Below are 11475 nucleotides of genomic sequence, written 5' to 3'. Positions count from 1 at the left end.
AAACTGGCTGAATGGGCGGAAGAAAATCAGGTTGAGCTGGAATTTATTAAACCAGGAAAGCCTACACAGAACTCATATATTGAACGTTTTAACAGAACCTATCGCGATGCCATTTTGAATATGTACATGTTTAAAACACTGCGTGAGGTTCGTGAACTCACAAAAAGTTGGATAAATGAATACAACAGTGAGCGGCCACATGACTCGCTTGGAGATCTTACTCCATGGGAATATTTGGCTAAATCACAGCAGGGAGAAGACTCTAATTTCGAGTGCCACTAAAAAAGGGATGTTTACACAATGACCATCCTTCTTGTGCAAATCTGTGTGCGGCGGCCTTGCCAAAACCTGAGGTTGCGCCAGTGATAAATGCGATTTTTTTCATTCTGAGTTCCTTCTTAAAATACGATGATGAGTAGTGCCAACATTACGAGAATGGGCGCTATTGTTTTTCTTGGTGATGGGTCTGGATATTTGCTAAATAGCTTTTTGCCGACCATGTTGCCAATGACCGCAGCGGGAAAAAGCAATAAGCTAAATTGGATAGACTCTGCTGAAATGGCATCCACATACAGTAGTCCAGTTAGCGATGCCAATGAACTGAAGATAAAAAATACAATGGCAGTCGCCCTTAATTCGCGAGCATTTAGGGATAGATTTAAAAGGTATAACACCAGTGGTGGCCCTCCCGCTGAGGCTGTCGTCATACTAAACCCTGATACAGCGCCGGCGAGCAATGCATAGCGCTGATTCAGCCAAGACACCTTTAGGTTCAGCATAATCAAAGTGCCCGCAATAAAAGAGAAGCCCGCAATCATCATCTTTAGTTGATGGGCAGAAATCTGAGAGATAAACAACAGAGAAATAGGGATTGCCCCTAACATACCTACGGTGAGTAGAGCCAACAGTCGTTTATTGATTTGTCGTTTGATCCCTGAAAGTAAGCAAAGGCTACTCAGGAGATCTAGGGTAAGGGCAATAGCAATAGACTGAAAAGGAGAATAAATAAAGCTGAGACACAAAGCTGCGATAATGGCAAAGCCAAAGCCACTGTAGCCTCTTATCATTCCGGCAAAGAATACAAATACTGCCGCTAATCCCATTTTAAATTCCATTCTCAATCGTTGATGACATCAATGTAATCAGGCATTCGATTTCGCCATAGAGCCAGTTTTTAAGATTGCTTGAGGCAGAGGAAATGACATTGTCTGGCCCAAGGTTTTTTTTAAACTGACCCTACGCCTATCCCTACGTTTATCGACAAGATATCTCTACATCAACAGTACAACTTAGAGTTCGCATAGGAGAAATTAAATGAATGGATTTGCACCCGAGATATCAAATCAATACGTCGTGGATCTCGACAAACATGTATTTCACTCTTGGTCTGTACAAGAGTCAGCGCCACCTATCGCGATAGCGAGCGCGCAAGGGTGCAGTTTGTGGGATTTTGAAGGAAAGCAGTACCTTGATTTTAGTAGCCAGCTAGTTAATACCAATATTGGTCATCAACATCCTAAGGTGATTGATGCTATCAAGGCTCAAGCAGAAACCTTAGTTACCATCGCTCCTGCTACCGCAAACGTGACTCGTGGCGAAGCGGCGAAGCGTATTCTAGATAGAGCACCGAATAATTTTAAAAAGGTGTTTTTTACCAATGCGGGTGCGGATGCCAATGAGAACGCTATTCGTATGGCGAGACAGTTTACCGGGCGAGATAAGGTTCTCTCTGCTTACCGTTCTTATCATGGTAATACGGGATCAGCGATTGCGGCTACTGGCGATTTTCGCCGTATCCCCAATGAATACAGCCGCGGGCATGTGCACTTTTTTAACCCCTATCTGTATCGCACCGAGTTTAATGCGCAAACAGAGCAGCAGGAGTGCGAGCGAGCATTGCAGCACCTAAAACGCGTCATTGAGTGTGAAGGACCCAATGCAATAGCCGCGATTATTCTAGAAACCATTCCGGGAACAGCAGGCTTTTTATTGCCACCTGAGGGTTACCTGCAAGGCGTACGAGAACTAGCCACAGAGCATGGCATACAACTTATTTTTGATGAGGTTATGGTGGGATTTGGTCGTACTGGCCGTTGGTTCGCGTTTGAGCACTTCAATGTTGTGCCCGATCTTATTACCTTTGCTAAAGGGGTTAATTCGGGTTATGTACCTGCTGGTGGCGTTGTAGTCAGCGAGCCAATTTCAGAATACTTCAAGAGTAATTTCTTTATGGGAGGTTTAACCTATTCTGGTCATCCGCTGGCGATGTCTGCCATTGTAGCCACTCTAGATGCAATGGAAGAAGAAGGTATTGTTCGCTATGCCGATGAGGTCGGAAATAATGTTCTGGGGCCTGCATTGATTGAATTAATGGAGAAGCATGAAACCATAGGAGATATTCGCGGTAAAGGGATGTTTTGGGCGCTAGAGCTAGTTGAAAGCAGAGCAACCCGTGAGCCATTGAGCAACAGCAAAATTGCATCAATGAAGTCTAAATTTACAGAGAAAGGTCTACTGACCTTTATCGTGAACAATCGAATTCATGTCGCGCCACCATTGATCATTAAACCAAATGAGATTGCTCAAGGTGTGGCAATTATCAGTCAAGTACTGGCTGAGTTTGATTAATCTTTTTTGAAACCCTTAGCCCAGAAAAAGCAGTCAAAAAAAAGCCAAGACAATTGTCTTGGCGTTGGCGCATCCAATCAAACTTAATACGGTGTGAGGTTAACCCTGTATCACTCTTGCAAGTTGCTCAATTCCTGGGGTGATTAGCGCCTTATCTATGGCATGAAACCCAAGCCTAAAGTAGGTATTGGTTTCTGGATGAGATTGCTGGTTGTCCATAAAGTGAGAGTAGCCAGTCTCTATTAGCACACCTTGTGATGAGGCTCTAGAGGCAAGTCGTTGACTGCTGATTTTATCTGGGGTTTCAAGCCATAAAGCGTTGCTGTAGTTGCCCTTTGCCAGTCGTGCGCAGTCAGGAAGATAGTGCTCAACGGCATCATTAATGGTTTGCCATCGCTGGCGAGTATTATTTTTAAAGCGACGAAGAAAGCTGTCGTAGTAACCTTGTGAGATAAAGTGTGCCATTTCCATCTGTACCCGGCTTGGTGGGTGACGATACATTAGACGGCGTAATGTACGAAGCTCGTAGATTAGCTCTTCAGGTGCCACTATGTAGCCTAGGCGTAATCCGGGAGCAAGTATTTTAGAGAAGCTACTAACATAGATAACACGATTGTCTTTATCTAACGCTTTGAGTGCAGGTAGAGGAGCCCACTCAGAGTTACTATCCGAGTCATAATCATCTTCAATGATGATGGCATCGTTGGCTCTCGCCTGTTGCAGTAGTTCATCACGCCGTGCCTTACTCATGGTTACCCCTGTTGGCGCCTGATGGCTAGGGGTGACATAGAAGTAATCACACATGGAAGAGAGCTCATTCAACTTCAAGCCATCTTCATCGACAGCATGCGGGTGTAGCTGCGCACCAGCTAAACCAAAGATATTGTTCGCTTCTTTATAGCCCGGATTTTCAACACCGACACGAGTTTTCTTATCCATTAAAAGTTGTGATACGAGGTACAAGGCATTTTGAGAACCAATAGTGATCAGTATTTCATCACTCTTGGCGTGGATGCCTCGTTGCGGTAGTACTCGTGTGCGTATCTGCTCTACAAGCAATTCAACGTCTTTATCTACCTTGTCACAAAGCCAACTATGGTCGTGCGGGTCGGCAATGACCTTGCGTGCCGATTCACGCCATTGAGATAATGGGAAGTCGTTAATACTAGGCTGCCCATAAATGAAGGGATATTGATAGCAACTCCAATGTGATGGCTTAACGATACGAGGAAAGCGTTCGGTAGATACCTTTAATCGGTTAGCCCAGTTTGGTGCGTTGGCTGGGTTATCTGCCTCAAAATGATCCAACTCATCTTCGACCTCTTGCATTCTTAATCGATATTTTTCAGATAGATAGTAGCCACTTCTAGGCTTGCTGATTAGGTATCCATCATCAGATAAGCCTTCGTAGACTAGAGATACCGTATTACGTGACACCTTTAGCTGGCTAGAGAGCTTACGGCAAGAGGGCAAAGCCTCATCAGCAGAGAACACCCCTTCAAGTATCGCCTTCACTAAGTATTCCCGTACCTGTTCTTGTAGGCTTCTCTTCGAATCGAATTCAATGAAACAGCTGTAATTGATTGCCATAGAGCCAACCTCTTTGTAGTTATTATTCACGGTATTTCATTAACTTGTGCAAGAAGTAAGCCAGACTACCTCTTTAGTATTATCTTGTTGTTTTACAAGGCTGTCCCAATCGGCCTACAAAATTGGCTCTAACTCACCTCCTTGTCCTGTCTCTAAAGTGAAGGTGTCCACAAATTACAGCAAGGAATGAATTATGAGACAGGGAATGAAACTGAAAAAATGGGTAGCAGTCGCAGCAGCAACGATGACTCTAGGTATGTCGAGTTTGGCACTCGCAGATGGGATTCCATCGTTTGCTAGTAATGGCTTGAAGGTGGCTACAGAAGATAACTACTCTCCATTTAACTTCATTGCTCAAGGCAAGGCGAGTGGCATTAATAAGGATCTTTTAGATGAGCTTCGCGCTTATTCTGAGTTTGAGGTTAAGCAAGACATCCTACCTTGGACTGGTTTATTAGCTTCTGTTTCTGCAGGACAGTATGACTTGGCGTTAACAGGGGCAATTGTTACCGATGCCCGACTCAAAGCCTTTGATTTCACGCCACCTATCGCTTCGGCACAACACTATTTCGTCGCAAGAGCAAAGGATGACAGCACCAATACGATTGGCGATCTTGACGGTAAAACAGTGGGTTTACAGGCAGGGAGTGCACTTTTAGAAAGACTTCCTGAGCTTAAAGAAATGCTTGAGTCGCAGGGTAAAGATCTAGGTAAGGTCGTTGAGTATCAATCTTATCCAGAGGCTTACGCAGATCTTGCTAATGGCCGAGTGGATTATGTCATCAATAGTGTTGTATCGGTTAATGAAGTCGTGAAAGCAAAATCTAAGATGTTTAAGAAAGGCGAAGCCGTGTCAGGCCCTGGCTTTGTCAGTTGGCCTGTTCCAAAAGATAACCCTGAGCTGCTTGCGTACCTAACCGAGTTCTTTGCTCACCTTAAAGAGACTGGCCGTTTAGCGCAGCTGCAAGAGAAATGGTTTGGGGAGTCATTTGAAGGCTTACCTACGGAAGCGATTGTCTCTGTTGAGCAATACCACAAATTGACAGCCGTGCAGTAAAAAATAAAGCAGTAAAACGTCAGTAGATCAGTAGCGACCAAGGCCCAAATAGAGCACACACTGCCTTAGCCTTGGTACTACTTTCAAAAATCGTTTCAATTATTCAAGCAGACAAGTAGGTGTATATGGATTACTACGCGTGGATGCAATTGCTTCAAGGGGCGTGGACAACCGCATGGATATCGATGGTGTCGATTGCCTTAGGAGTTGTCATTGGGCTTGTGATTGCCCTTGTTAGAATGGCTAAGTTACCCATCATTGACCAGGTGTTAGGGATATATGTGAGTTGGGCGCGAGCCACTCCGTTAGTGACGTTAGCATTATTTATCTTTCTCTCTTTTCCCTCTTTCGGTATCAATCTCGACAAACACTTTTCTGCCATCTTGTGCTTAACCCTCAATACTTCCGCGTTTAACGCCGAGATATGGAGAAACGCCTTTATTAACTTCTCTAATGGGCAAAAAGAGGCAGCCGAAGCACTTGGCATGCAGAGACTGACTTACTTTAGGCGAATCATGTTCCCGCAGATGGTGATCATGAGTCTTCCTGCGCTAGTGAATGAGATGTCATTTTTGATTAAGGGGAGCCCTGCTATTGCGGTCATTGGAGTTGTTGATTTAACCCGCGTAACCAATCGTATCTCTGCCGTGACTTACGAGCCTTTAGTTCCAATCTTATGTGCAGGTGTCTTGTACATGTTCATCATCGGAGTGCTGATTAAGTTGCAAGAAATAGCCGAACGTAAAGCCGACTATCTAGCGAGCTAATACCATCACATTAAGGAGTAATTATGGCTGAATGGGAAATCATCTGGCAGCAAAAAGACGTGTTTGTCTCGGGATTTGGCAATACCTTTCTATTATTTATTATTGCCTCTGTAGTGAGTTTTCTACTCGGTATTGCGCTGTTGTATGTTTTGGAAAATGGCACTAAGTGGCTAAAAGGCGGTGTGGTACTCAGCATTAATATTATGCGAACTTTACCATTTTTGATCTTGGCTTATTTGTTGTACTACGGGCTGCCAGAAGTGGGCGTTCGCATGGATGCCTTTACAGCAGGACTGGTTTCATTAAGCCTTTATCACGGCACTTATTTTTGTGAAATCTTTCGAGGTATTAGAAAGGGACTAGATTCAGGGTATATAGAGGCCGCCGAAGCTTGTGGCTTTTCTAAGTTTAAGATATTCACTCGCGTAGTCGTGCCCAATGTGCTGTTTAAATCGGTGCCTTTAATTGCCAACCAACTGATTATCTGTCTAAAGGACACTGCATTCTTGTGCATCATCACGGTAGGAGAAATCACCGCGGCTGCCAATAGCATCCAATCGACTTATTTCATTCCGCTGAATGCGTTTATTGTCGCTATCGCACTGTACTGGCTGATCAGTATTGTCGTTGAACAGATCACTAAAATTACGCTCAACAAAGTTCAGGAAAGAGGGCTAAGCCATGCTTAATCAAACGTTAGAAAACAAAACTGTTGAATCCTATCAAGAGGTTGCGGCCGTTGTTGAACTGCCCATCAAGCACTCTGAGCCAGTAGTTGTTAGTGATGCAGAAGATATCGTGAAGGTTGTGAACCTATCCAAGCAATTTGATGGTATTGAGGTATTGAGAGATATTAATCTGACCATTAAGAAAGGGGAGGTGGTGAGTATTCTTGGTTCTTCAGGCTCGGGGAAATCAACACTTCTGCGCTGCATGAACTGGCTTGAGCAACCTGAACGCGGCACGATTCACCTTGGCGATGAACGTATAGGCATTAATCCACACACCGATAAGCCTCTTAAGTATCGTGATTTGGCAAAGATGCGTGAGCGAATCGGCATGGTCTTTCAAGGGTTTAACCTATGGCCACACCTCACTGTGCTTAAGAACGTGATGGAAGCCTTATTGCATGTGAAGAAAATGCCGAAGGCTGAGGCTGAAGCCATTGCTAAAGTGCAGCTAGAGAAAGTAGGCATGTCACACAAGCTCGATAGCTACCCAAGCATGCTCTCTGGTGGCCAGAAACAGCGCGTTGCTATTGCTCGTGCTCTTGCGATGGAGCCAGAGGTTTTATTGTTCGATGAACCTACGTCAGCACTTGATCCTGAGTTGGTGGATGAGGTTCTGTTAGTGATGCAAAAACTGTCAAAAGAGGGCTATACCATGGTGGTGGTCACGCACGAAATGGAGTTTGCTCGAAATGTATCAAGCCAGGTAGTGTTTCTTGAAAAGGGCATCTTGATAGAAAAGAATTCACCGCAGAAATTCTTTACCAACCCTGATTCACCAAGGGTTAGGCAGTTCTTGAAGTTGGATTAGTTTAAAGAGGCTAGTAGATCAATCTGCTAGCCTTTTGGCTTTTTGCTGGTGCGGGTCACCCTGACCAAAGCGATCATTCTAAACTAATTTTATCCAGATTCTCCTTATGATGGAGCAATCAGCTAAAACGGAATGTCCCTAAAACAAGCTACGGATAGAATTGTTATTTCGGGTGATGTACTGGTTTTGATATACAAAATAATGAATGGTAAGAGGCCCATAGTCTACGCTAGCTAATCATCTCAACTAGCTTACAAACGTAAATGGTCGCTACTAAATGATGTTTTGTATCTTAAATTGATTACACTATATAAAGGTTTACATCTATTTTCTAGTCGAGTTAGTCGTTATTTGTACCTATAATCAAATACGTTAAATATTTTTCGTATATTAACTTTAATACAATATAGATGGTTGTGTATTTGTAATTATATACAGATAGCGCCTTGTGTCATCGAATCGAAATACAATAAGATGGAAGTTGTATATTATTTTGATTACACTTATGGTGTATTCAATAGAAAGCGAGATTACTATGTACTCTTTTCAAAGCAACTCTTACAAGCAACAATCTGTTAAGAAAATGGTTTTAAGACAGTACAGAGAACTGGTTGATGCAGTTAAGGGAACACGACTCCCCTCAATACCTAAAGAGGGTTGGATTAGAACGATAAGAAAGGCTCTTGATATGTCAGGCGCCCAGTTAGCAGATAGAGTCGGCATGACAAGAAATAGAATTTCAGTTCTTGAAAGGCGCGAGGCTGATGGTGATATCACTCTAAATCAGTTAAAGCAACTAGCAGAAGCTTTAGACTGTGACTTCTCATATACTCTAAAACCTAAAAAGTCGGTCTCTGACACAATACAAGATCGTGCGCTTGAGATTGCGAAAATAGAAGTAAAGAAAGCATCTAAAAATATGTTTCTAGAGGCTCAATCAATTAACAAAGAGAAAGAAAATATTTTAATAAGTGAACTAGCCGAAGAAATTAAGCGTGCTGGTGGACGTAAGCTATGGGGTAAAAATAAGGAAGAAAAAGTATTTTGATCATTGATGATCCAGAAGGTGCAACACCTCTTGACCCTGATGATATGGAAGGGTTGAAACACCCACACGTAACAACAAGAGAGCAACTTAACGAACTTGAACAATCCAATATACTAGCAGGTCAACAATGGGTTACTGGTATCTCTGATCTAACGCTGGATTCTATTTTCTCAGCTGAATTTGTTCTTGCCCTCCATAAAAACCTATTTGGTGATGTCTGGACCTGGGCTGGGACTATTAGAAACAAAGAGTTAAGCATTGGCTGCGATCCCTTCCAAATAAGGCCCAAGCTCCACAACTTTCTAGAAGATGCCAAGTGCTGGGTGGAGTTCAATCATTTCTCAAGTTTAGAGCTCAGTGCTCGTATACAGCACAAGCTTGTTGAGATTCATCCTTTCCCAAATGGGAACGGTAGGCACTCGCGTATGTTTACCGACGTTGTCCGTATAGTTCTACTAAATGAGCCACCGCTTAACTGGGCTGAGGGCAATTTAGAGAAAGTGAGTGAAGAGCGTAAAGCTTATGTCTCTTGTCTTAAGGAAGCTGACAAAGGTGATTTTTCCTCGTTCGTTAAGTATCTAGAGAAACTTGGCAACTAACTTATGTCCAAGTTACCAAGTGATCCCCATGCGTGTTACCACCAACAGATTCTGTTATTAATCGAGTGATACTAATTGCCGTACACATTGTGATGGATCTCTGATTTACGGCGCTGTGTATGTTGAGGCGGCTTTAAAGTGGCTTAGGGTGAGAAGTAGACATATAAATTGAACGACGCTTGGAGCACAAAATGGTGAACAAAGTATCCTTGGTAAAAAATGGCCCTGATTTATCTGAATTGATTCAGGGGTATTGGCGCGTAGCAGAGTGGGGCATGACGGCCAGTCAGCGCCTTTCATTTATGCAAAAGCACATTGAATTAGGTGTCACGACGGTCGACCATGCGGACATTTATGGCGGTTATGAGTGCGAACGTTTATTTGGTGAAGCGCTGGCATTGGATAAAAGTCTTCGCCATCAAATTGAGATAGTGACTAAGTGCAACATTATGCTGTGTGGGGATAAAAACCCTCAGCGTAAAGTGAATCATTATGACTCGTCGAAACAGCATATTATTGCCTCGGTGGAAAATTCACTGCGTAACTTACAAGTTGATAATATTGATGTGTTATTACTGCATCGCGCCGATGCTTTAATGAATGCTGATGAAGTGTCCGATGCATTTGCAAGCTTAAAAGCATCTGGCAAAGTGTCACATTTTGGCGTATCTAACTTTACCCCTCGTGGCTTTGAACTGCTTCAATCACGCTTAGATTCACCTCTTGTGACCAATCAGGTTGAGATTAATCCGCTTAACTTTGCGGCTGTTGATGATGGTACGTTAGATCTCATGCAAACTCTGCGCACTCGGCCTATGGCATGGTCTTGCCTTGCGGGTGGCGCTATTTTTCATGGTGATAATGAACAAGTGTCTCGAGTGAGAGAAGAACTAGAGGCGATTAAACAAGAAATTGGCGCAACCAGCATTGATCAAGTGATCTATGCATGGGTACGCAAGTTACCTTGTCTGCCTTTGCCAATTATTGGTTCTGGTAATATTGAGCGCGTACAGTCGGCTGTGCAGGCGCTTGAGCTATCATTAACTAACGAGCAATGGTATCGAGTGTGGGTTGCCTCTAAAGGTCATGGCGTGCCATAAAATGAGCTGATAAAAATAGGCCCTGGATTTCTGGGGCCTTGTCCCTAGGATTCTCAACTATGTTGGAAAGTAAGATAGGTTTAATCAGGCGAGCTAACCTTTTTAAAGGAGTGTTAGTTAAAGGGATATTAGTTAAAGGAGTATTAGTTGGTGGATTATTGTTGGCATTAACGGCGTGCACTGCCAAGTTAATGTACAAGAATATCGATTGGGTCATCCTTGAGTACGTTGATGATTATGTTACGTTAAACTCTGAGCAAGAAGAAATCCTCGAATTCCAACTGCAACAGTTGGCAACATGGCACCGCTCGCAAGAGCTTCCTCATTATCAAGCGCAGCTGCAAAGTTTGTATGATACGGACTTATCAACAGTCGATATGGCTTTTCTAGATGCACAGCAACTGACCTTCCGCGGGCATATTTCTCGCTTTACCCAAAAGGCCACTTCGGACGTATATTTAGTTTCTCGATCTATGAATCAAGCCCAAATTGATGAGTTTGTTGGAAATTTGACGCGGCAACATGAAGAGCTCACTAAAAAATATTCTCAAAGGACAGAGGCACAGGTTCGAGCCCAATATGTCGAGCGAATTGAGAAAATTTTGCGTCGCTGGCTGGGAACTATTTCCATAGAACAAAAAAGCATCGTCGAGCAATGGGTCAATAATATACAAAGAAACGATCAGCTGTGGGCACTGTATCGAATCACTACTCGCGATCGAATTAAGACCTTATTTGTGCGCCGAGATAATCCCTTCTTTTATCAACAAGAGTTAACCGCCCTTGTTAACCATCCAGAAAATGGCTACCCAACCGAGCTGACTAATAGATTGAAAATCAACCGAGAATTAGCCAATCAAAGCATTGTAAAGCTACTTGCCACTATTTCTGATGAGCAAAAGCAGCATTTCAGAGAGGAGGTGAAAGAGTGGCTAGATCTGGTTAAAGAGCTACAAATCGACTGATTTAAAACGACTGGAGCGTAATTTTTATAGTTTTTTAGCTTTTATTTTTCTAAAAAGATCTGACGATTTTCACATGCAACTACACGCTTAATGATTGCTTACATTTGTGTGGTTAATCTCTGCGTTTTTCAAGAATACACTGCCTGACTATTCATCATCTTGATATGTACGAACGCTGTTCG

13 protein-coding genes are annotated in these 11475 nt (G+C 43.2%); 10 read left to right on the top strand and 3 right to left on the bottom strand.

Going from position 1 to position 11475, the window contains the following annotated elements; all coding sequences use genetic code 11:
* A partial coding sequence (locus A9260_RS08645; RefSeq protein WP_156684024.1) for an integrase core domain-containing protein occupies positions 1-282 on the top strand: 282 nt, incomplete at its 5' end.
* Here A9260_RS08645 and A9260_RS17185 read toward each other — a convergent pair.
* Together A9260_RS17185 and A9260_RS08640 are read right to left on the bottom strand one after the other, a co-directional pair.
* Complete coding sequence (locus A9260_RS17185; RefSeq protein ID WP_269451478.1) at positions 263-385, bottom strand: hypothetical protein; 123 nt, start codon at positions 383-385, stop codon at positions 263-265. The genes A9260_RS08645 and A9260_RS17185 overlap by 20 nt on opposite strands.
* A gap of 13 nt (positions 386-398) precedes the next feature.
* Positions 399-1103, bottom strand: a complete 705-nt coding sequence (locus tag A9260_RS08640) for a sulfite exporter TauE/SafE family protein (protein WP_068698092.1) — start codon at positions 1101-1103, stop codon at positions 399-401.
* A gap of 211 nt (positions 1104-1314) precedes the next feature.
* Between A9260_RS08640 and A9260_RS08635 the strand changes: the two genes are divergently transcribed.
* Complete coding sequence (locus tag A9260_RS08635; RefSeq protein WP_068698090.1) at positions 1315-2628, top strand: aspartate aminotransferase family protein; 1314 nt, start codon at positions 1315-1317, stop codon at positions 2626-2628.
* 99 nt (positions 2629-2727) lie between these two features.
* Here the strand turns inward: A9260_RS08635 and pdxR are convergent, their stop codons facing one another.
* Positions 2728-4218, bottom strand: a complete 1491-nt coding sequence (gene pdxR / locus A9260_RS08630; protein ID WP_068698088.1) for a MocR-like pyridoxine biosynthesis transcription factor PdxR — start codon at positions 4216-4218, stop codon at positions 2728-2730.
* Positions 4219-4411: 193 nt separating this feature from the next.
* On the opposite strand from pdxR, the gene A9260_RS08625 reads away from it, so the two are divergent.
* From A9260_RS08625 to A9260_RS08590, 8 genes are all read left to right on the top strand, one after another.
* On the top strand, positions 4412-5275 hold the full coding sequence (locus A9260_RS08625; protein WP_068698086.1) for a transporter substrate-binding domain-containing protein: 864 nt from the start codon (positions 4412-4414) through the stop codon (positions 5273-5275).
* A 125-nt stretch (positions 5276-5400) separates the two neighbouring features.
* Positions 5401-6042 (top strand): amino acid ABC transporter permease, encoded by a 642-nt coding sequence (locus A9260_RS08620; RefSeq protein ID WP_068698084.1) that lies wholly within the window; start codon positions 5401-5403, stop codon positions 6040-6042.
* 23 nt (positions 6043-6065) lie between these two features.
* The gene (locus tag A9260_RS08615) at positions 6066-6731 is read left to right on the top strand and encodes an amino acid ABC transporter permease (RefSeq protein WP_068698082.1); all 666 of its coding nucleotides are present in this window, start codon (positions 6066-6068) and stop codon (positions 6729-6731) included.
* Positions 6724-7581 carry an amino acid ABC transporter ATP-binding protein gene (locus tag A9260_RS08610; protein WP_068698080.1) on the top strand — a complete coding sequence of 286 codons (858 nt, stop codon included), beginning with the start codon at positions 6724-6726 and terminating at the stop codon, positions 7579-7581. The genes A9260_RS08615 and A9260_RS08610 overlap by 8 nt, the downstream gene beginning before the upstream one ends.
* Before the next feature lie 535 nt (positions 7582-8116).
* Complete coding sequence (locus A9260_RS08605) at positions 8117-8629, top strand: mobile mystery protein A (RefSeq protein WP_068698100.1); 513 nt, start codon at positions 8117-8119, stop codon at positions 8627-8629.
* Positions 8626-9228 carry a mobile mystery protein B gene (locus A9260_RS08600; protein ID WP_068698078.1) on the top strand — a complete coding sequence of 201 codons (603 nt, stop codon included), beginning with the start codon at positions 8626-8628 and terminating at the stop codon, positions 9226-9228. Before A9260_RS08605 ends, A9260_RS08600 begins: the two co-directional genes overlap by 4 nt.
* Positions 9229-9419: 191 nt before the next feature.
* Positions 9420-10328, top strand: coding sequence for an aldo/keto reductase (locus A9260_RS08595; protein WP_068698076.1), 909 nt, complete (start codon positions 9420-9422; stop codon positions 10326-10328).
* 59 nt (positions 10329-10387) lie between these two features.
* Positions 10388-11293 carry a DUF6279 family lipoprotein gene (locus A9260_RS08590; protein WP_068698074.1) on the top strand — a complete coding sequence of 302 codons (906 nt, stop codon included), beginning with the start codon at positions 10388-10390 and terminating at the stop codon, positions 11291-11293.
* Positions 11294-11475: the final 182 nt, after the last annotated feature.

Origin of the sequence: Vibrio sp. UCD-FRSSP16_30, from assembly GCF_001676025.1 — a bacterium.
Lineage (GTDB): Bacteria > Pseudomonadota > Gammaproteobacteria > Enterobacterales > Vibrionaceae > Vibrio.
This window is presented reverse-complemented; position numbering and strand designations above follow the sequence as displayed.